Raw genomic sequence first — 19,465 nt, 5'->3', positions numbered from 1 at the left:
CCGTCCTGCGGACGGTATTACCACCACACTTCCATCTGGGCACCGAAGGTAACTTCGCTGTCGTCACCGCGGCTGGAGGTGAAAGCGCCGCTTCCGCTGCTGTCTTTTGTCTGCAGACCGGAGGTGTTGCTGTAGCCCCAGTTTTCATCCCACTTCGCGTAGGTTGCGAAGATACGGATAGCCGGACGAGACCAGACGCTGTTCCCTGCCTGCCATTGCTGAGCCAGAGTAATTTTGTACTGGTTGTTGTTTTCGCTGGTACGCTGGGATTTCACGTTGTCGTAACCGATTTCCAGCTGGGTGCTCATGATCGGCGTCCATTTGTACATCGGACGAACACCCACGGTGTACCAGGTGGAGCCGTTTTTGCTGTCCAGATCCACGTCCTGGTACATCGCAACGTACATCAGGCCCCAGTCATCGTTGAAGTCCATCGCGCCGTGATCCAGAACGCGGATCATGCTGCCGTTGTTATCGATGCTGGTCCCTTGAGAGTGGCCGCTGTTCCAGGAGGTCATTGCGTCAGTGGCGTACTGAACGACAAACTTGTTGAAGCCGCCCCAGATGGACTGAGTATGTTCACCGGTCCACATCCAGCCGTCTTTCGACGCGCCGTCTTCCAGACGGTAGTCATCCTGCGGGTTAGCACGGCCGTAATCGACGCCTAACTCCAGCACGCCGCCCGGGTTGGTTTCCAGGCCCGCCAGACGGATGTCAAAGACGTCGTTGGCAGTTTTCGCAGCATATTTTTTGGTGTCATCGCTGGAGAAAGTATAAGAGCCGCCGCTTTCTGAGTTACGAGTAGCGGCCAGAGAGAGCTTACCGAAGCCAAGGTCAACGTTTTCCAGACCTGCACCCGGGCCGGAGATATCCCAGTAGTAGAAGTCGATCATGTGAACGTCATGACGCTGATAGAAGCGTTTACCCGCCCACAGCGTGGAGCCCGGCAGCCAGTCGATCAGGTTTTTACCCTGGATGTTGGCTTCACGGAACGCCGGAGAGGTGCTTTCCCAGTCATCTTCCTGATTCACGGAATAGGCAACGTTAGTATCGAAATAAAAACTCTTATCCCCTTCCTTCCACAGCTCCTGGCCCAGCTTCAGTTCCGCATAGGTTTCACATTCGTTACCAAGACGATATTTACTTTGAGCGCCGGTCGCTTTGAAGCACTGTTGCTCGCCGCCGCTGCCGGTCCAGCCAATGCCGGAACGCGCGTAGCCATGGAAATCGACAGCCAGCGCCTGAGCAGACATAACGCCTGCCGCGACGGCGACCGCCAGTGGAAGTTTGCGCAGAGTAATCATCATTCTATCTCCTGAGATCATTGCTTTTCTTTGCACGCTTCGCCGGTGTACCGCCAGCCGGGTTCGCGCCTTTTTTTAATGGGAAGCCTTACACGCCCGGCTCTTTATGCAGCCGACGACAAGCGGTGCCATCCTCACGGAATAAATGGCAACGTTCTGGCGGCAAACCGATGGCGAATGTGGCTCCCTCTTCTACCAACACCACGTCGTTCTGGCGGTAAACCAGGTTCTGACGGATGGCGGGGATCTGGATATGAATTTGCGTTTCGTGACCTAACTGCTCGACGACCTGGACCTCGCCTTCGAGGGTCACATCGGCGATATCGCTGGGCAGTAAATGCTCCGGGCGGATACCTAAGGACATGTTGGCGCCCGCCTGAACGTTGGCGCTGTCCACCGGCAGCCAGATTTGCTGACGGTTCGGCAGTTCAACCTGCACCTGATCGATAGCCGTCGCGGTGACTTTAACCGGCAGGAAGTTCATCTTCGGTGAACCGATAAAGCCGGCGACGAAGCGGTCAGCCGGATAGTGATAGAGTTCCAGCGGTTTCCCGACCTGCGCCACCCGGCCAGCGTCGAGGACCACGATCTTGTCCGCGAGGGTCATCGCTTCCACCTGATCGTGGGTGACATAGATCATGGTGCGGCCCAGTCGCTTATGCAGACGGGAGATTTCGATACGCATCTGGACGCGCAGGGCAGCATCGAGGTTGGAAAGCGGCTCATCCAGCAGGAAGACGCTCGGCTCAGCCACCAGGGTACGACCAATCGCCACGCGCTGACGCTGACCGCCGGAGAGGGCTTTCGGTTTACGCTCCAGCAGATGGGCCAGCTGCAGCACTTCCGCAACCTGGGTCACCCGCTGGTTAATCAGATCTTTTTTCGCGCCGGCCAGCTTCAGGCCAAACGACATATTTTCCGCAACGGAAAGGTGGGGATAGAGCGCATAAGACTGGAATACCATCCCAACGCCGCGTTCTGCCGGTGGGATCTCGTTCATGCGGGTGTCCCCGATAAACAGGTCCCCGCTGGTAATAGTTTCTAACCCGGCAATCATACGCAGCAGGGTAGATTTGCCGCAGCCCGATGGCCCGACAAACACGACGAATTCCCCTTCGTGGATATCGAGATTGATATCTTTCGATACCACCACGTCACCCCAGGCTTTCGTTACATTTCGCAGCTGTACGCTCGCCATGCCCTTCTCCCTTCGTTACAACCTGTCACTAACAGTCACATTCAAGATGGGTCGACTATGCGGCATTCATTAGCCGGGCAAATCCTCCACCCCCCGGCTTTTTTATGGGGGAGGAGATGGGAGGATGAGAGATTGGCTCTCGCCGCGGGGGATGGCGGGCGGCGCGTGATTTCGTGATGGAGGCGACAAAATTGGGCGCTTTTTTCTGTGCTCCAGGACGCAATACGGCCGTTTTTGCAATGGAGATCACACAACCAGCGGGTGGGGCGTAGACCTGGGGAGGATGGAAAGGGGTTGTTAAAAAAGGAAACTCATCATCGTTAAGCCACCGAAGTGTATCCACGAGTACAACACCAAAAAGGACGGGTATATGAAAATCAAAACTGGCGCTCGCATCCTCGCGCTGTCGGCACTGACCACGATGATGTTTTCCGCCTCTGCCCTCGCGAAAATTGAAGAAGGTAAGCTGGTTATCTGGATTAACGGCGACAAAGGCTACAACGGCCTCGCTGAAGTGGGTAAAAAGTTTGAAAAAGACACCGGCATTAAAGTTTCCGTAGAACACCCGGACAAGCTGGAAGAGAAATTCCCGCAGGTTGCGGCGACCGGCGACGGCCCGGACATCATCTTCTGGGCGCATGACCGTTTCGGCGGCTACGCGCAGTCCGGCCTGCTGGCGGAAATCACCCCGGACAAAGCGTTCCAGGACAAACTCTATCCGTTCACCTGGGATGCCGTTCGCTATAACGGCAAACTGATCGCCTACCCGATCGCGGTGGAAGCGCTGTCCCTGATTTACAACAAAGACCTGGTGCCGAACCCGCCGAAGACCTGGGAAGAGATCCCGGCGCTGGATAAAGAACTGAAAGCGAAAGGTAAGAGCGCGCTGATGTTCAACCTGCAGGAACCGTACTTCACCTGGCCGCTGATCGCTGCCGACGGCGGATACGCGTTCAAGTTTGAAAACGGCAAGTACGATGTGAAAGACGTCGGCGTGGACAGCGCAGGCGCGAAAGCGGGCCTGACCTTCCTGGTTGACCTGATCAAGAACAAGCACATGAATGCCGATACCGATTACTCCATCGCGGAAGCGGCCTTCAACAAAGGTGAAACCGCGATGACCATCAACGGTCCGTGGGCGTGGTCTAACATCGATAAGAGCAAGGTTAACTACGGCGTGACCCTGCTGCCGACCTTTAAAGGCAAACCATCGAAACCGTTCGTTGGCGTGCTGAGCGCGGGGATCAACGCCGCCAGCCCGAATAAAGAGCTGGCGAAAGAGTTCCTCGAAAACTACCTGATGACCGATCAGGGTCTGGAATCGGTTAACAACGACAAACCGCTGGGTGCCGTGGCGCTGAAATCCTTCCAGGAAAAACTGGAAAAAGATCCGCGCATCGCCGCCACCATGGCGAACGCCCAGAAAGGCGAAATCATGCCTAACATCCCACAGATGTCTGCCTTCTGGTATGCCGTTCGTACCGCGGTTATCAACGCCGCCAGCGGTCGTCAGACTGTCGATGCTGCGCTGAAGGATGCCCAGAGCCGTATCACCAAGTAAGAAAACGGCGGGTGGCGCTTGCGCTTACCCGCCCTACCACTACGGCTCGGACCGTAGGTCAGGTAAGCGAAGCGCCACCTGACAAATAAGCTTTCACCGCTGTAGAGGATGATCCCCATGGATGCCGTTAAAAAGAAACACTGGTGGCAAAGTCCGCAACTCACATGGTCTGTGATTGGCTTACTGTGCCTGCTGGTGGGTTACCTTGTTGTTTTGATGTACGCCCAGGGGGAGTACCTGTTCGCCATCATGACGCTGATTTTAAGCTCAGTTGGCCTGTATATTTTCGCTAACCGCAAGGCTTATGCCTGGCGCTATGTCTATCCCGGCCTCGCCGGCATGGGCCTGTTTGTCCTGTTTCCGCTGATCTGTACTATCGCTATCGCGTTCACCAACTACAGCAGCACCAACCAGCTGACCTTTGAGCGCGCGCAGCAGGTGCTGATGGATCGCTCCTTCCAGGCCGGCAAAGCCTATAACTTCACGCTGATCCCGGCAGGCGACGAGTGGAAGCTGGCCCTGACCGACGGTGAGAGCGGTAAAAACTACCTTTCCGACGCCTTTAAATTCGGCGGCGAGCAGAAGCTGGCGTTAAAAGAAACCGACGCCCTGCCGGAAGGCGAGCGCGCCAACCTGCGCGTCATTACCCAGAACCGCACCGCGCTGAACCAGCTGACCGCCGTGCTGCCTGACGACAGCAAAGTGATCATGAGCTCGCTGCGCCAGTTCTCCGGCACCCAACCGCTGTATACGCTTGGCGAAAACGGCGTGCTGACCAACAATCAAACCCACGTCAAATACCGCCCGAACAACGACGTTGGTTTCTACCAGGCCATCAACGCCGACGGTAGCTGGGGCACAGAAAAGCTGAGCCCGGGCTACACCGTGACTATCGGCTGGGACAACTTTACCCGCGTCTTCCACGATGAAGGCATCCAGAAACCGTTCTTCGCGATCTTCGTCTGGACGGTGGTGTTCTCGGTGCTGACCGTGGTGCTGACCGTCGCGGTGGGGATGATCCTTGCCTGCCTGGTGCAGTGGGAAGCACTGAAAGGCAAAGCGATTTACCGCGTCCTGCTGATTCTGCCGTATGCCGTACCGTCATTTATTTCGATTCTGATTTTCAAAGGTCTGTTCAACCAGAGCTTTGGTGAAATCAACATGATGCTCAGCACGCTGTTCGGCATTAAGCCGGCGTGGTTTAGCGACCCGACCACCGCGCGCACCATGATCATCATCGTCAACACCTGGCTGGGCTACCCGTACATGATGATCCTGTGCATGGGGCTGCTGAAGGCGATTCCGGACGATCTGTACGAAGCGTCGGCAATGGATGGCGCCGGCCCGTTCCAGAACTTCTTTAAAATTACCTTCCCGCTGCTGATTAAGCCGCTGACGCCGCTGATGATCGCCAGCTTCGCCTTTAACTTTAACAACTTCGTCCTGATTCAACTGTTGACCAACGGTGGTCCGGACCGTCTCGGCACCACCACCCCGGCCGGTTATACCGACCTGCTGGTGAGCTACACCTACCGTATCGCCTTTGAAGGCGGCGGCGGTCAGGACTTCGGCCTGGCGGCGGCTATCGCAACGCTTATCTTCCTGCTGGTTGGCGCGTTAGCGATTGTGAACCTGAAAGCCACACGCATGAAGTTTGATTAATTGGAATAACCAGGCGTTATTGGCGCGGGCAGTTTGGACTCGGCCAGCGCGGAAGAACCGGAGCGTACACGTAGTACGTGAGGATTCTGAGCACTGCCCGAGTTCAAAATGGCAAGCAAAATAGCCTGGTGCGAAGTCAAGGGGAGTAAAATTACAATGGCTATGGTCCAACCCAAATCGCAGAAGCTACGTTTATTTACCACGCATCTCCTGCTACTGATTTTTATCGCGGCGATTATGTTTCCGCTGCTGATGGTTATCGCCATCTCGCTGCGCGAGGGTAACTTCGCCACCGGCAGCCTGATCCCGGATACCATCTCCTGGGAGCACTGGCGTCTGGCGTTAGGCTTCAGCGTCGAACACGCGGATGGCCGCGTCACGCCGCCGCCGTTCCCGGTCCTGCTGTGGCTGTGGAACTCGATTAAGGTCGCCGGGATCACCGCGATCGGTATCGTCGCCCTCTCCACCACCTGCGCCTACGCTTTTGCCCGTATGCGCTTCCCGGGGAAAGCGACCCTGCTGAAAGGGATGTTGATTTTCCAGATGTTCCCGGCGGTGCTGTCGCTGGTGGCGCTGTACGCGTTGTTTGACCGCCTGGGCCAGTACATCCCGTTCGTCGGCCTCAACACCCACGGCGGCGTGATCTTTGCCTACATGGGCGGTATCGCCCTGCACGTCTGGACCATCAAAGGCTACTTCGAAACCATCGATGGCTCGCTGGAAGAAGCGGCGGCGCTGGATGGCGCGACCCCATGGCAGGCGTTCCGCCTCGTACTGCTGCCGCTGTCGGTGCCGATTCTGGCGGTGGTCTTTATTCTGTCGTTCATCGCGGCTATCACCGAAGTGCCGGTCGCCTCGCTGCTGCTGCGCGATGTGAACAGCTATACCCTGGCGGTAGGTATGCAACAGTATCTCAACCCGCAGAACTATCTGTGGGGCGACTTTGCCGCCGCGGCGGTACTCTCCGCCATCCCGATTACGGTCGTGTTCCTGCTGGCGCAGCGCTGGCTGGTGAACGGCCTGACGGCGGGCGGGGTGAAAGGTTAAGTTTTTTGTAACACCGGCCCCAAATTTCAGAGGAGGGCCGACGGTCTAGCCGCAATACACGACCCCAACCGGGTATTGTCGCCGTCGCCCTCAGCTGAAAAAGTAAGGCCAATGCCACTGCTATCCTCAACTGGACCCTACATAAATTCTATTTGTGACTGTTGGTCAGCGGCCCTGGAGGCCGCTTTTTTTTATTCGCGTTTCAGGCGATTAGAGTTACACAGCCAGAGCGTAATCACCAGAATCAGGATCGCGGCGGAATAAATAAGTACCGCCATCGGCGACTCATGGTCGATGATGATCAGACGCACAATCGCGGTGATGCCGATATAGACAAAATAGCGCAGCGGGAAATGGAACCCCGACTGAAAATACTTGACGATCAGCGCGATAAACTCGAAGTAGAGAAAGTAGACCACCAAACCTTCCACCAGCCGGTACTTACTGGTCGGCTCCGGGGTAAAGAGGACATCGGCCAGATGCAGCGTCTCTTTACCGAGGAAGACGATCAGGATAATCCCCAGGCACAGCAGCCCAAGATTCAAAACCGTTTGCATCGCAGTGGCGATAAAATTCACCAGTGGGCGATAAACCGACGACATATTCACACCTCATAATCAGTCCGTGTTGCGTCCGGTATAGCGCAAAAGTGTGATCCAGATCTACAGTTACCCCTCACCGCGTGGGCTTTAATTTTTTTCGCCCTCAGGGCAGGATTTCGGCAAAAGAGAAAAATGCTCTCCTTAACGGCGTGTGATCGACATAACTGATTCCCATGATTTGCATAAAAATTTGCTTATACAATCATTGTTAATCAATAGCTTAATTTACATACAAGCCTGCATGTTTAGATATGGCTAAAAATAAAATTTTTCTCCAGACCTTAATAAATAAAGGGTTATTTGAGAAGGTTTTTTTCTGCCGATTCCCTTAGCATATTTCCTCATCATCTTACGTCCAGGAATCATAATAATGTCTGACCAAACATCCTCTCTTTTTATTCGCTGGCTACAGCGAGAAGTCGTACCAGCATTAGGTTGTACTGAACCCGTTGCTATTTCATTTACCACCGCTTACGCCGCGAAACATTTAGCGATACCCTGCGAAAAAATTAGCGGTTTTATTTCTGCCAACCTGTATAAAAACGCCACGGGCGTCACGATTCCCGGCACGACAGTTAATGGCGTCGCGCTGGCCGCCGCCATCGGCGCCTTTGGCGGCGATGCCGATAAGGGATTACAGACCCTGGCAGGCATTACTTCACAGCATGTGGAACAGGCACAAGCGCTGGTGGACGCCGGCCACGTTAATATTGACGTCCAGGACACGCCTGACTTTATTCATCTCGATCTCACCCTCAGCGCCGGTGACCAGACCTGTCGCGTCGTGGTAAAAGGCACGCATACCAATGTGGTCGAGTTATATATTAATGGCGAACAGCAGCCATTACACGCCGGGGAAAATAGCGCCACAGCGCAGGCCGAACTGCCAACTTTCTCTCTCCAGGAAGCGTATGACTTTATTATCTCCACCCCGGTTGAGAATATTACGTTTATTCTGGAAGCCGCCCGCCTCAATAGCGCACTGGCTGCAGAAGGAAAATCGAAAAAGTATGGATTGAATATTAACGGAACATTCTCTGAAGCCGTTAAAAATGGTTTGTTAAGCAATGACTTAATGAGCGAGGTCATTATCAACACCGTCGCAGCTTCCGATGCGCGTATGGGCGGCGCCCCGGTGGTGGCTATGTCGAACTTCGGCTCTGGCAACCAGGGGATCGCGGCGACCATGCCGGTGGTAACCGTCGCCGAGCATCTGAATGCCGATGAAGAGACGCTCGCTCGCGCGCTGGCGCTCTCACATCTGACGGCCATTTCCATCCATTCGCGCTATACCCGCCTGTCCGCACTGTGCGCGGCCTCCACCGCCGCCATGGGCGCCGCCGCCGGTATGGCATGGCTGTTTACCCGCAATATCGAAACCATCAACACCGCCATCATCAATATGATTAGCGATGTTACCGGCATGATTTGTGATGGCGCCTCCAACAGCTGCGCGATGAAGGTGTCCTCGGTGGTCTCCAGCGCCTTTAAATCTGTATTGATGGCGATGCAAAACCGCTGCGCCAGCGCCAACGACGGCATTGTCTGCGCCGACGTCGAACAGTCGATTAATAACCTGTGCCGCCTCGTGATTAAGCCTATGGCGCAAACTGATAAAGAGATCATTCGCATTATGGTCAGCAAATAAGACCAGCCCTTTTGTACCCTACGCAATAATGATTTATTGCCTGCACCAACAGGTATTTTACGATGAATAAAAAAGTCATATTACGCGGCGCCAGCGCCATTATGCCCCTGTGCATCGGGGACTTTCCTTTCTCGTTCATTGTTGGCGCGTTAAGCGTCAGCGCCGGAATGAGCGTCTGGCAAAGTACCGCGTGGTCGGCGATTGTGATTGCCGGCTCGGCGCAGATGCTGGCACTGAATATGTTAAAAACCGGCGCCACGCTCGGCGTGATTATTTTCACCACATTAATTATTAATCTTCGCCACGTGCTGTATAGCGCCTCTATTTCCGGTACCGTGCGCGAAGCCTCATTCTTTAAAAAATGCTTTATGTCCTATGCGCTCACCGACGAGGTGTATGCCACCACCGTTAAAGAGATGGAAGGAAATAAAAAGGAAAAATATCTGTTTTATGGCTCGGCGATGATCACCTTCTGGGCGATTTGGGTGCTGGCCGATTTTCTTGGCGCGCTGGTCGGCGCCTCGTTTCCCCACATTGAAAAATACGGTCTCGATTTCGCCATGGTCGCCGCCTTTATCGCCATCGTGGTGCCACAAATTAAAAGCCAGGCCTGCACCGTCGCCGCGGTAGTGGCCGCCGTTTCCGGCGTGCTGTTAGTGGTCCTGCCCTACTCGCTGGGTATCGTCGTCGCCTCCGTGCTCGGCGTCCTCGCCGGCCTGTGCGTCGACCTGGCGGAAGAGCGCAAGCAGAGGGCAACAACCGAATCCGATATGCCGTTAGTGGAGGCGCTGGAAAATGAGTAATAGCTACTTTATCGCCCTGACGCTGGGCATGGCCGCGGTCACTTTTCTTATTCGTTTCTCGTTTATCGGCCTGGCCGGCAAGATCCAGATGTCTGAGCGGGTGACCAAAACATTGCGCTTCGTGCCGGTCACCGTCCTGCCGGCCATCATCACCATTCAGATCCTGAGCGTGAATTCCAGCATGGAGTTCGACTTAAAAAACCCGAAGGTGATCGCCGCTATTATCTGTACGCTCGCCAGCTTCCGTTTGGGTCTGGTGTGGGTGGTGGTCAGCGGCGTCGGCTCACTGGTGCTGTTGAATTATTTTCTGTAACTGTTTGAAGGGTAACCACATGATTATTACTACCGCTGACGCGCCCGCCGCGATCGGTCCGTACGTTCAGGGCGTCAATCTCGGCGCGATGACCCTCACCTCCGGCCAGCTGCCCATTAATCCGCAGGACGGCACCATGCCCGACGACATTGCCGAACAGGCGCGCCAGTCGCTGGAGAACGTGAAAGCCATCGTCGAAGCCGCCGGCCTCAGCGTTGGTCAGATCGTCAAAACCACGGTGTTTGTGAAAGACCTGGCGGATTTTGCCGCCATCAATGCCGCCTACGAGGCCTTCTTTACCGAACATCAGGCGGCCTTTCCGGCGCGCTCCTGCGTGGAAGTGGCCAGGTTACCGAAAGACGCTGGCGTCGAAATCGAAGCGATCGCTTTCGCCCGTTAACCCCCCGGCTGGAGGAAGAACCTCCAGCCCCTTCCCCACCGATTTTTGTCGTTCCACGTTGTTCATATTACAGGCACTATAGCCACTGAATGACCCGAGGAACGCAGCATGTTGACTATCCGAAAGGCATTATCCGACGACGCGCCACAACTGAGCGCGATGGGTTATGCCAGTTACCAGCACCACTTCGCCCATCTCTGGCGCAATGCCGATGAACTGGCGTTATTTCTTAAGCAAGAATATGCCGAAGATGCGCTACATCGGAGTCTGACCGATGCCAACCATCATTGGCTCATCGCCGAAGCCGCTTCCCCCGTTGGTTTCGCTAAATATAGCTATCAACAGCGAATGGCTGACGACGGCACGACGGGTACGCTGCTGCATAAGCTCTACCTGATGCCGGGGGAGACTGGCCACCGCTACGGCGAGCAGATTTTTCACGCCATCGAGACGCGAGCAAAAACGGCCGGCGAACGCTGGCTGTGGCTGGAAGTACTCGCCGCGAATCCCGCCGCGCGCCGTTTTTACGAACGCCAGGGGATGCAGCACATCAGAGACACGACTTTCCATTCCGCCAGCCAGCAAAGCACCTTGCATATTCTGGCCAAACCGCTGTGAGAGGAACTATGCCTGAGCTTCGTGATACCGGCGTACGTAACGTCGTCTGTGGGAAAAATGTCGTTATTTACCAGCCCGCCAACCTGTACGACTGCACGCTGGGCGATAACGTCTTCGTTGGACCGTTCGTTGAGATCCAGGGGAATACCCGCATCGGCGCGGAGAGTAAAATCCAGTCGCATACCTTTATCTGCGAGTACGTCACCATTGGCCGGCGCTGTTTTATCGGTCACGGGGTGATGTTCGCCAACGACCTGTTTCGCGACGGCAAACCAAACGCCGACCGCGCCAGCTGGGGGCGGATTGAGATTGGCGATGACGTGTCGATCGGTAGCGGCGCCACGATTCTGGCCGTCAGCATCTGCGACGGCGTGGTGATTGGCGCGGGCAGCGTGGTGACGAAGTCCATCACCGAGAAAGGCGTGTGGGCGGGAAACCCAGCCCGCCTGCTGCGGAGGCTGTAAAAAAATGCCGACCATAAGGTCGGCATTTCGTCTTAACGGCGCAAGCGTTATGCGCGCCAGGCTTTATAACGGTTAATCAGACCGTTAGTGGAGCTGTCGTGGCTGCTGACTTCGCTGCCGTCTTTCAGCTCCGGCAGGATGCGGTTAGCCAGCTGTTTGCCCAGCTCAACGCCCCACTGGTCGAAAGTGAAGATGTTGAGGATCGCGCCCTGGGTGAAGATTTTGTGCTCGTACAGAGCAATCAGCGCCCCGAGGCTGAACGGGGTGATCTCACGCAGCAGGATGGAGTTAGTCGGGCGGTTGCCTTCGAACACTTTGAACGGCACCACGTGCTCCAGGGTCGCCGGATCTTTACCCTGATCGCGATATTCCTGCTCCACCACTTCACGGGATTTACCGAAGGCCAGGGCTTCGGTCTGGGCGAAGAAGTTGGATAGCAGCTTCGGATGATGATCGGAGAGCGGGTTGTGGGTGATAGCCGGGGCGATGAAATCGCACGGTACCATTTTGGTGCCCTGATGGATCAGCTGGTAGAACGCGTGCTGACCGTTGGTGCCCGGCTCGCCCCAGATGATCGGACCCGTCTGGTAGTCCACGGCGTGGCCATTACGGTCAACATACTTACCATTGGACTCCATGTTGCCCTGCTGGAAGTAGGCGGCAAAACGGTGCATGTACTGGTCGTACGGCAGAATCGCTTCGGTTTCTGCCCCGAAGAAGTTGTTGTACCAGATACCGATCAGCGCCAGCAGTACCGGCAGGTTTTTCTCCGCCGGGGTGGTGGAGAAGTGTTTATCCATCGCATGCGCGCCGGACAGCAGCTCAACGAAGTTGTCGAAGCCCACGGAGAGAATGATGGACAGGCCAATCGCCGACCACAGGGAGTAACGGCCGCCAACCCAGTCCCAGAATTCGAACATGTTGGCGGTGTCGATGCCGAACTCGCCAACCGCTTTCGCGTTGGTGGAGAGCGCCGCGAAGTGTTTAGCCACGTGCTTGTCGTCGCCCGCGGTCGCCAGGAACCAGTCGCGCGCGCTGTGGGCGTTGGTCATGGTCTCCTGGGTGGTGAAGGTTTTGGACGCGACCAGGAACAGGGTGGTTTCCGGATTGACGCTCTTCAGCACTTCGGCAATGTGGGTGCCATCGACGTTGGAGACAAAGTGCATGTTGAGGTGGTTTTTATACGGACGCAGCGCTTCGGTGACCATGAACGGACCGAGGTCGGAGCCGCCGATACCAATGTTGACCACGTCGGTGATCGGTTTGCCGGTGTAGCCTTTCCAGCTACCGGAGATAATCGCTTCAGAGAAGGTTTTCATCTTCTCCAGCACAGCGTTCACTTCCGGCATCACATCTTTGCCATCAACCACAATCGGCGTGTTGCTGCGGTTGCGCAGCGCGACGTGGAGTACCGCGCGATCTTCGGTGCGGTTGATCTTTTCACCGGAGAACATCGACTTGATGGCGCCCGCCAGGTCGGTCTCTTTCGCCAGATCCTGCAGTTTAGCCAGCGTCTCTTCGGTGATGCGGTTTTTGGAGAAGTCCACCAGCATCAGATCGTCAAACGTCGCGGAAAACTTAGAAAAACGGTCGCTATCTTTGGCGAACAGCTCGCTGATAGTGACATCTTTCATTTCGTCGAAGTGTTTCTGTAATGCCTGCCAGGCAGAGGTCTGCGTTGGGTTGATGTTTTTCATTAGCAATACTCTTCTGATTTGAGATTGTGACTTCGGTCGATTGTAGCGCCGGTGACGGAAAATTGTGATGATTTTTGTGACTTGTCCCTGACGCCGGTCAGGAATCGGGTCAAAACGGAGTAAAAAGCCCCATTAGTATAGCTATCATAAGGCTTTTTTCTGTTAGCCGCAGGGGCATGAAAAATCCGCATAACCGCAGCGTTGACATAGCTGGCGTTAAGCCTTTATATATCCGCAGTGCTTACGTATTGTAAGTATCTATTGCTCGCGCATTTCACGCTACAGCGAAAGGGTATTCGCGGGGGATATAATGTCCTTATTCCCCCGGCCAGGTGAAAGACGTCGGTAATTGCCAGAAGAGGTGCGTTGCCCAGGTAACCGTATTGGAGGAACCAGTCCGGCGAAAATACGTGAGGGGGAGCAACGCCGAGGTGAAAGAGCGTCTGGTTACGCTCCTCACCGGCCACAGGGGCTGAATCCCCTGGGTTGTCACCAGAAACGTTCGCAGTCGGGCGTTTCATACCCGAACACTTCAGCGCCCAGAGCGGTGAGTCGGGTCTACAAGGTGGAGCACTTCTGGGTGACATCGTAGTTGTTTATCATTCTGCGCCACCCTGTTTATCGCTCTTCCCTTGTGCCATGGCTGAATAATTTGGCCTGGCTTATTAAGACATTTTGTTGCGATCCGGCGGCATCCAGCCCCTGCCAGGATCGGTGTTCAGGAATCGTTTTAATAAGTCAGGCCCCCTGACACGAGGTTGTTATGACAGATTTAGTCGTCGCCAAATTTGGCGGCACCAGCGTTGCTGATTTTGACGCGATGAACCGCAGCATTGATGTGGCGCTGCTTGATGCCAATACCCGTATTGTTGTGCTCTCCGCCTCTGCCGGCGTGACCAACATTCTGGTGGCCTTAGCGGAAGGGCTGGAACCCACCGAACGTTTTTCCCAGCTGGACGCTCTGCGCCAGATCCAGTTCAATATTCTGGAGCGTTTGCGCTATCCCAACGTGATCCGCGAAGAGATTGAGCGCCTGCTGGAAAATATCACCACGCTGGCGGAAGCCGCCGCGCTCGCCTCCTCTAGCGCGCTGACTGACGAACTGGTCAGCCATGGCGAACTGATGTCCACCCTGCTGTTTGTGGAGATTCTGCGTGAACGCGGAATTCAGGCGCAGTGGTTTGACGCCCGTAAAGTGCTGCGCACTAACGATCGCTTTGGCCGCGCCGAACCGGATATCGCCGCTGTCGCCGAACTGACCCAGCAGCAGCTGACGCCGCGTCTCGCGGAAGGCCTGGTGGTGACGCAGGGCTTTATCGGCAGCGAAGCGAAGGGCCGCACCACCACCCTCGGCCGCGGCGGCAGCGATTATACCGCCGCTCTGCTCGGCGAAGCGCTGAATGCCACCCGCGTCGATATCTGGACCGATGTGCCCGGGATCTATACGACCGACCCGCGCGTCGCGCCAGCGGCGAAACGCATCGACGTCATCGCCTTTGAAGAGGCGGCGGAAATGGCCACCTTTGGCGCCAAAGTGCTGCACCCGGCGACCCTGCTGCCTGCCGTGCGCAGCGATATCCCGGTATTTGTCGGCTCCAGTAAAGAACCGAAAGCGGGCGGTACGCTGGTGTGTAAAACCACCGAGAACCCGCCGCTGTTCCGCGCGCTGGCGCTGCGCCGCCGCCAGACGCTGCTGACGCTGCACAGCCTGAATATGCTGCACTCCCGCGGCTTCCTCGCCGAAGTGTTCGGTATTCTGGCGCGCCATAACATCTCCGTCGATTTGATCACCACCTCCGAAGTGAGCGTGGCCCTGACCATGGACACCACTGGCTCAACCTCTGCGGGCGATACCCTGCTGACCCAGGCGCTGCTGACCGAGCTCTCCTCGCTGTGTCGCGTGGAAGTGGAAGAAGACCTGGCGCTGGTTGCCCTGATCGGCAACGAGCTGTCGAAAGCCTGCGGCGTCGGCAAAGAGGTGTTTGGCGTCCTTGATCCGTTTAACATCCGCATGATCTGCTATGGCGCATCCAGCCACAACCTCTGCTTCCTGGTCCCTGGCGCCGATGCGGAGAAGGTGGTGCAGACGTTGCATCATAATTTGTTTGAATAAAATTCCTTAGCACGATAAACAATACCTATAGCCGGGCTCGAACCCGGCTTTTTTATAACAACATCAACACAACCAGCTGACCAGCTCGCCGCCCTACCGGTTCGGCGCGGCCGGTTTGCGTATCGCAAGGAACACAACATGCTCGCAACTCTGACGCGGCTGTTCCCGTTATGGGCACTGCTGCTCTCCGTTCTGGCCTATTACACCCCCACCACTTTCACCCCGATCGGCCCGTGGGTTACCACCCTGCTGATGCTGATTATGTTCGGTATGGGGGTACATCTAAAGCTGGCGGATTTCAAACGCGTCCTGTCGCGTCCGGCGCCGGTCGCTGCAGGGATATTTCTGCACTATCTGGTGATGCCGCTCGCCGCCTGGCTGCTGGCGCTGCTGTTTCATATGCCGCCGGAGCTCTCCGCCGGGATGGTGCTGGTGGGCAGCGTCGCCAGCGGGACGGCCTCCAACGTGATGATCTTTCTGGCCAAAGGGGACGTGGCGCTGTCGGTGACTATCTCCTCGGTCTCCACCCTGGTCGGCGTCATCGCGACGCCGCTGCTGACCCGTCTGTACGTCGACGCGCACATTCAGGTCGACGTCATGGGGATGTTGCTGAGCATTCTGCAGATTGTGGTCATTCCCATCGCCCTGGGGCTGATTGTCCATCATCTGCTGCCGAAGGTGGTGAAAGCGGTGGAACCGTTCCTCCCCGCTTTCTCGATGGTGTGCATTCTGGCGATCATCAGCGCGGTGGTGGCAGGTTCCGCGGCCCATATCGCGTCCGTTGGCCTGGTGGTGATTATCGCGGTGATCCTGCATAACACCATTGGCCTGCTCGGCGGCTACTGGGGCGGACGTCTGTTTGGTTTTGATGAATCCACCTGCCGTACGCTGGCGATCGAGGTAGGGATGCAGAACTCCGGCCTGGCGGCCGCGCTGGGTAAAATTTACTTCGGCCCGCTGGCGGCGCTGCCGGGAGCCCTGTTCTCCGTCTGGCATAACCTGTCCGGTTCGCTGCTGGCCGGATACTGGTCAGGGAAGCCCATCGCCAAAAAAGCCAGCAAGCGCTGAGCGTGACACGTCCGGGCGCAGGCCCGGGCGTGTGCGTTATCCAATCTGCAAACGTACTGGTTTACCTAACTTCATTAACATCATGACTAACGCATCCAGGGTAAACTTACTGGTTTTCTGATTGACCACATCTGAAATGCGTGGGCGCGAAATGCTCAACTTCGCGGCAGCATCGGCCTGCTTCAATTGATGTTCATCTATCCACTCAGCGATTTCCTGCATTAACTGTCGTTTAAGCGCCATCAACTGCTCAACTTCTTTTTCCGCTTGTCCGCGAAGCTGCTCTGCGTCAGCATCATCAAAGCCCAGTTCACTGAATATATTGCTCTCTTCAGAGGTCACATGACGGATACCATCCACACTCTTACGATTCATTTATGACTCCTGTGTTCCTGCTGTATAACCCGCAAACGGCTTCTGACAATCTGTTTTTCGTGTTCGGCGGTCCGTCGCGTCTTTTTGTTAAAACAGTGCAGGACATATATCGCCTCTGCAAAACGGGCCAGATAAATTACCCGATATGCACCGGAAAATTGGCGCAGGCGGATTTCTTCAACCCCCCGCCCCAGTTGAGGCATTGCTTTCCAGTCCGCAGCCTCTAAACCCGACTGTAAACGATAAAGCTGAAATCCGGCATCTCTGCGGACGTCCTCAGGAAACTGGCGCAGATCGTCAAAGGAAGAGCCCATCCAGACGATACGCCTTAATCTTGGTTGCTGATTGAGCATACCACATCCTTGTATAAAATTTTATACACCACTCGCCCGATATTTATCGTCGATAACAGGTTGATCGTGCCGTTACCCTAAGCCAGTTCACCTCACGGGTCACGAACGAGGGAAATATTCTGCGAGGCGCTTTCCGGATGCGTTCTATTTTGCGCTGATTACCGTACACTGGGTGCTCTGGTCTGACTGAGGGCACCACCATGGCACTCCCCCGAATTACACAAAAAGAGATGACCGAGCGCGAACAGCGCGAATTGAAAACGCTGCTTGACCGCGCGCGCATTGCGCACGGCCGCCCGCTGAGCAATGCGGAAACGAACAGCGTGAAAAAGGAATATATCGATAAGCTGATGGCGCAGCGCGAAGCGGAAGCGAAGAAAGCCCGCCAGGTGAAAAAACAGCAGGCTTATAAGACGGATAAGGAAGCAACCTTTTCCTGGTCGGCGAATACGCCGACCCGCGGCAGGCGTTAGCGCCCTTTCTTTTTACGTCCCGGCTGGGTGAAACGTTTGCCGTTGCCAGCCGGGCGGCCTTTATCGTTGCTATTTTCCACCTTCACCACCGGGCGCTTGATCCCGGGGGTCGCCGCTTTGGCCTTCGGCTTCGCTTTCGGCTTCGCTTCGGAAGAGGAGTTTTCAATCAGCTTGAACAGGTCGATCAGCTCGTCATCGGTCAGATCGCGCCACTCACCCAACGGGATCCCCGTCAGGCTGACGTTCATAATCCGCGTACGCTCAAGCTTCGTCACTTCATAGCCAAAGTGCTCGCACATGCGACGGATCTGGCGGTTTAACCCCTGCACAAGGGTGATGCGGAAAACGAACGGCGCTTCTTTCTTTACCTTACATTTTTTGGTCACGGTCCCGAGAATCGGTACCCCCGCGCCCATGCCGCGAATGAACTCATCGGTCACCGGCTTATCGACCGTAACCAGATACTCTTTTTCATGGTCGTTGCCGGCACGCAGGATCTTATTCACCAGGTCGCCATGATTGGTGAGGAAAATCAGCCCCTGGGAGTCTTTATCCAGACGGCCGATAGGGAAGATACGCTTGCTGTGGTTGACGAAATCGACAATGTTGTCGCGCTCGCCGTCTTCTGTGGTGCTCACAATGCCGACCGGCTTATTCAGCGCAATCAGCACCAGATCATCCGCTTCGCGCGGCTCAATCAACCGTCCGTTAACTTTGACCAGGTCGCCAGGCTTCACCTGATCGCCAATCGTGGCGCGCTTGCCATTGATAAAGACGTTGCCTTGTTCAATAAAGCGGTCCGCTTCGCGACGCGAGCAGATGCCGCTTTCACTGATGTATTTGTTTAATCGGGTTGATGAGTCGGGCAGCATAGATTCTCCTGTAAAAGCGAAATATACCCTACCTTGTGGGCGAGAAAAAACCTGGATTGTGTGATTCATTATCCAGAAGCTTCGTCGGGCTTGTGAACAGCATTCCGCTTACCTACATCATGCGCCATATCAGCGCGCCGGTATGGGGGCGATGCTAGAATTTCTGCTTCAATAATATTTTTAAAACAGGAAGAAAAGATGGAACTGCTGTTACTCAGTAACTCCACGCTGCCGGGGAAAGACTGGCTGGAACACGCCCTGCCGCTGATTGCCGGTCAGGTCAAAGGCCGCCGTAAAGCGGTATTCATCCCCTTCGCTGGCGTGACGCAATCCTGGGATGATTACACGGCCAAAGTGGCTGCGGTTATGGCGCCCATGGCGGTCAGCGTAACCGGTATCCACAGCGTAGACGACCCTATCGCCGCCATTGAAAGCACCGAGATGGTGATCGTCGGCGGCGGGAACACCTTCCAGCTGTTGAAAGCGTGCCGCAGTCGCGGTCTGTTGGCGCCGATTGTCGATGTCGTCAAACGCGGGGCGCTGTATATCGGCTGGAGCGCAGGTTCAAACCTCGCCTGCCCGACCATTCGCACCACCAACGATATGCCGATTGTCGATCCGCAGGGATTTGATGCGCTGGGGCTTTTCCCGCTACAGATTAACCCGCACTTCACCAACGCGTTGCCGACCGGGCATCAGGGCGAAACCCGCGAACAGCGTATCCGCGAACTGCTGGTCGTGGCGCCGGAATTAACGGTGATTGGTTTGCCGGAAGGAAACTGGATCCAGGTCACCGATGGTCACGCGACGCTCGGCGGCCCGAACCCGACGCTGTTGTTCAAAGCGGGGGAAGAAGCGATAACCCTGCCTGCGGGCCACCGCTTCTGAGCCTGG

At 55.9% G+C, this 19,465-nt stretch carries 20 protein-coding genes and 1 riboswitch; of the genes, 13 read left to right on the top strand and 7 right to left on the bottom strand.

Annotation, left to right across the window (positions count from 1 at the left end):
- Positions 1–17: 17 nt before the first annotated feature.
- Positions 18–1,307: a maltoporin gene (locus ABLU73_RS14710; protein WP_002884747.1), complete on the bottom strand. Its 1,290-nt coding sequence runs from the start codon at positions 1,305–1,307 to the stop codon at positions 18–20.
- An 85-nt stretch (positions 1,308–1,392) separates the two neighbouring features.
- On the bottom strand, positions 1,393–2,502 hold the full coding sequence (malK, locus tag ABLU73_RS14705; RefSeq protein ID WP_002884743.1) for a maltose/maltodextrin ABC transporter ATP-binding protein MalK: 1,110 nt from the start codon (positions 2,500–2,502) through the stop codon (positions 1,393–1,395).
- Positions 2,503–2,872: 370 nt separating this feature from the next.
- On the opposite strand from malK, the gene malE reads away from it, so the two are divergent.
- The 3 genes from malE (at position 2,873) to malG (ending at position 6,772) form a co-directional block, all read left to right on the top strand.
- On the top strand, positions 2,873–4,063 hold the full coding sequence (malE, locus tag ABLU73_RS14700; RefSeq protein ID WP_004206285.1) for a maltose/maltodextrin ABC transporter substrate-binding protein MalE: 1,191 nt from the start codon (positions 2,873–2,875) through the stop codon (positions 4,061–4,063).
- Between the two features lie 117 nt (positions 4,064–4,180).
- On the top strand, positions 4,181–5,725 hold the full coding sequence (gene malF / locus ABLU73_RS14695; RefSeq protein ID WP_017900124.1) for a maltose ABC transporter permease MalF: 1,545 nt from the start codon (positions 4,181–4,183) through the stop codon (positions 5,723–5,725).
- Between the two features lie 156 nt (positions 5,726–5,881).
- A complete protein-coding gene (gene malG / locus ABLU73_RS14690; protein WP_002884725.1) occupies positions 5,882–6,772 on the top strand; it encodes a maltose ABC transporter permease MalG in 891 nt (296 codons plus the stop codon).
- Between the two features lie 191 nt (positions 6,773–6,963).
- On the opposite strand, the gene psiE is transcribed toward malG, so the two are convergent.
- Positions 6,964–7,374, bottom strand: a complete 411-nt coding sequence (psiE, locus tag ABLU73_RS14685) for a phosphate-starvation-inducible protein PsiE (protein WP_004206282.1) — start codon at positions 7,372–7,374, stop codon at positions 6,964–6,966.
- Positions 7,375–7,744: 370 nt separating this feature from the next.
- Here psiE and ABLU73_RS14680 point away from each other — a divergent pair, with 370 nt between their 5' ends.
- The 6 genes from ABLU73_RS14680 (at position 7,745) to ABLU73_RS14655 (ending at position 11,620) form a co-directional block, all read left to right on the top strand.
- Positions 7,745–9,022 (top strand): L-serine ammonia-lyase, iron-sulfur-dependent, subunit alpha, encoded by a 1,278-nt coding sequence (locus ABLU73_RS14680; protein WP_100098483.1) that lies wholly within the window; start codon positions 7,745–7,747, stop codon positions 9,020–9,022.
- Positions 9,023–9,084: 62 nt separating this feature from the next.
- Entirely contained in the window at positions 9,085–9,825 is a 741-nt protein-coding gene (locus ABLU73_RS14675) for an AzlC family ABC transporter permease (protein WP_004206277.1), read from the top strand.
- A complete protein-coding gene (locus tag ABLU73_RS14670) occupies positions 9,818–10,138 on the top strand; it encodes an AzlD domain-containing protein (protein WP_004206276.1) in 321 nt (106 codons plus the stop codon). Before ABLU73_RS14675 ends, ABLU73_RS14670 begins: the two co-directional genes overlap by 8 nt.
- Before the next feature lie 19 nt (positions 10,139–10,157).
- Positions 10,158–10,538: a Rid family detoxifying hydrolase gene (locus ABLU73_RS14665; RefSeq protein WP_064178427.1), complete on the top strand. Its 381-nt coding sequence runs from the start codon at positions 10,158–10,160 to the stop codon at positions 10,536–10,538.
- Positions 10,539–10,646: 108 nt separating this feature from the next.
- Positions 10,647–11,156 carry a GNAT family N-acetyltransferase gene (locus ABLU73_RS14660; protein WP_264924758.1) on the top strand — a complete coding sequence of 170 codons (510 nt, stop codon included), beginning with the start codon at positions 10,647–10,649 and terminating at the stop codon, positions 11,154–11,156.
- An 8-nt stretch (positions 11,157–11,164) separates the two neighbouring features.
- Positions 11,165–11,620, top strand: coding sequence for an acyltransferase (locus ABLU73_RS14655; protein ID WP_032454553.1), 456 nt, complete (start codon positions 11,165–11,167; stop codon positions 11,618–11,620).
- A 47-nt stretch (positions 11,621–11,667) separates the two neighbouring features.
- Here the strand turns inward: ABLU73_RS14655 and pgi are convergent, their stop codons facing one another.
- Positions 11,668–13,317, bottom strand: coding sequence for a glucose-6-phosphate isomerase (gene pgi, locus ABLU73_RS14650; RefSeq protein WP_004206271.1), 1,650 nt, complete (start codon positions 13,315–13,317; stop codon positions 11,668–11,670).
- Between the two features lie 348 nt (positions 13,318–13,665).
- Positions 13,666–13,901, top strand: a riboswitch (Lysine riboswitch).
- A 179-nt stretch (positions 13,902–14,080) separates the two neighbouring features.
- On the opposite strand from pgi, the gene lysC reads away from it, so the two are divergent.
- Together lysC and panS are read left to right on the top strand one after the other, a co-directional pair.
- Positions 14,081–15,430, top strand: a complete 1,350-nt coding sequence (gene lysC / locus ABLU73_RS14645; protein ID WP_017900129.1) for a lysine-sensitive aspartokinase 3 — start codon at positions 14,081–14,083, stop codon at positions 15,428–15,430.
- A gap of 138 nt (positions 15,431–15,568) precedes the next feature.
- The gene (gene panS / locus ABLU73_RS14640) at positions 15,569–16,498 is read left to right on the top strand and encodes a ketopantoate/pantoate/pantothenate transporter PanS (protein ID WP_017900130.1); all 930 of its coding nucleotides are present in this window, start codon (positions 15,569–15,571) and stop codon (positions 16,496–16,498) included.
- 36 nt (positions 16,499–16,534) lie between these two features.
- Here panS and ABLU73_RS14635 read toward each other — a convergent pair whose 3' ends face one another.
- Positions 16,535–16,873: an XRE family transcriptional regulator gene (locus ABLU73_RS14635; protein ID WP_004206819.1), complete on the bottom strand. Its 339-nt coding sequence runs from the start codon at positions 16,871–16,873 to the stop codon at positions 16,535–16,537.
- The gene (locus ABLU73_RS14630) at positions 16,870–17,226 is read right to left on the bottom strand and encodes a type II toxin-antitoxin system RelE/ParE family toxin (protein ID WP_065878224.1); all 357 of its coding nucleotides are present in this window, start codon (positions 17,224–17,226) and stop codon (positions 16,870–16,872) included. Before ABLU73_RS14630 ends, ABLU73_RS14635 begins: the two co-directional genes overlap by 4 nt.
- Before the next feature lie 200 nt (positions 17,227–17,426).
- On the opposite strand from ABLU73_RS14630, the gene ABLU73_RS14625 reads away from it, so the two are divergent.
- Complete coding sequence (locus tag ABLU73_RS14625) at positions 17,427–17,699, top strand: DUF3811 domain-containing protein (RefSeq protein ID WP_004177859.1); 273 nt, start codon at positions 17,427–17,429, stop codon at positions 17,697–17,699.
- Here the strand turns inward: ABLU73_RS14625 and rluF are convergent.
- Entirely contained in the window at positions 17,696–18,571 is an 876-nt protein-coding gene (gene rluF, locus ABLU73_RS14620) for a 23S rRNA pseudouridine(2604) synthase RluF (RefSeq protein ID WP_017900131.1), read from the bottom strand. The genes ABLU73_RS14625 and rluF overlap by 4 nt on opposite strands.
- Before the next feature lie 198 nt (positions 18,572–18,769).
- Between rluF and pepE the strand changes: the two genes are divergently transcribed.
- Positions 18,770–19,459: a dipeptidase PepE gene (gene pepE, locus ABLU73_RS14615; RefSeq protein WP_053810879.1), complete on the top strand. Its 690-nt coding sequence runs from the start codon at positions 18,770–18,772 to the stop codon at positions 19,457–19,459.
- Positions 19,460–19,465 lie beyond the last annotated feature (6 nt).

The sequence above is a fragment of the Klebsiella sp. GG_Kp175 genome, assembly GCF_040062325.1.
In the GTDB taxonomy this organism is placed as follows: Bacteria; Pseudomonadota; Gammaproteobacteria; order Enterobacterales; family Enterobacteriaceae; genus Klebsiella; species Klebsiella quasipneumoniae.
Note: the sequence above shows the minus strand (reverse complement) of the source record. Positions and strands in the feature narration are given on the sequence as shown.

Bases quoted from the DNA above. Each gene is read 5' to 3' on its own strand.
- psiE (WP_004206282.1), bottom strand. From the start codon at position 7,374: ATGTCGTCGGTTTATCGCCCACTGGTGAATTTTATCGCCACTGCGATG.
- pepE (WP_053810879.1), top strand. From the start codon at position 18,770: ATGGAACTGCTGTTACTCAGTAACTCCACGCTGCCGGGGAAAGACTGG.
- ABLU73_RS14680 (WP_100098483.1), top strand. From the start codon at position 7,745: ATGTCTGACCAAACATCCTCTCTTTTTATTCGCTGGCTACAGCGAGAA.
- malG (WP_002884725.1), top strand. From the start codon at position 5,882: ATGGCTATGGTCCAACCCAAATCGCAGAAGCTACGTTTATTTACCACG.
- malE (WP_004206285.1), top strand. From the start codon at position 2,873: ATGAAAATCAAAACTGGCGCTCGCATCCTCGCGCTGTCGGCACTGACC.
- pgi (WP_004206271.1), bottom strand. From the start codon at position 13,317: ATGAAAAACATCAACCCAACGCAGACCTCTGCCTGGCAGGCATTACAG.
- ABLU73_RS14655 (WP_032454553.1), top strand. From the start codon at position 11,165: ATGCCTGAGCTTCGTGATACCGGCGTACGTAACGTCGTCTGTGGGAAA.
- panS (WP_017900130.1), top strand. From the start codon at position 15,569: ATGCTCGCAACTCTGACGCGGCTGTTCCCGTTATGGGCACTGCTGCTC.
- ABLU73_RS14625 (WP_004177859.1), top strand. From the start codon at position 17,427: ATGGCACTCCCCCGAATTACACAAAAAGAGATGACCGAGCGCGAACAG.
- malF (WP_017900124.1), top strand. From the start codon at position 4,181: ATGGATGCCGTTAAAAAGAAACACTGGTGGCAAAGTCCGCAACTCACA.
- ABLU73_RS14665 (WP_064178427.1), top strand. From the start codon at position 10,158: ATGATTATTACTACCGCTGACGCGCCCGCCGCGATCGGTCCGTACGTT.
- ABLU73_RS14710 (WP_002884747.1), bottom strand. From the start codon at position 1,307: ATGATGATTACTCTGCGCAAACTTCCACTGGCGGTCGCCGTCGCGGCA.
- rluF (WP_017900131.1), bottom strand. From the start codon at position 18,571: ATGCTGCCCGACTCATCAACCCGATTAAACAAATACATCAGTGAAAGC.
- ABLU73_RS14675 (WP_004206277.1), top strand. From the start codon at position 9,085: ATGAATAAAAAAGTCATATTACGCGGCGCCAGCGCCATTATGCCCCTG.
- lysC (WP_017900129.1), top strand. From the start codon at position 14,081: ATGACAGATTTAGTCGTCGCCAAATTTGGCGGCACCAGCGTTGCTGAT.
- ABLU73_RS14670 (WP_004206276.1), top strand. From the start codon at position 9,818: ATGAGTAATAGCTACTTTATCGCCCTGACGCTGGGCATGGCCGCGGTC.
- malK (WP_002884743.1), bottom strand. From the start codon at position 2,502: ATGGCGAGCGTACAGCTGCGAAATGTAACGAAAGCCTGGGGTGACGTG.
- ABLU73_RS14630 (WP_065878224.1), bottom strand. From the start codon at position 17,226: ATGCTCAATCAGCAACCAAGATTAAGGCGTATCGTCTGGATGGGCTCT.
- ABLU73_RS14660 (WP_264924758.1), top strand. From the start codon at position 10,647: ATGTTGACTATCCGAAAGGCATTATCCGACGACGCGCCACAACTGAGC.
- ABLU73_RS14635 (WP_004206819.1), bottom strand. From the start codon at position 16,873: ATGAATCGTAAGAGTGTGGATGGTATCCGTCATGTGACCTCTGAAGAG.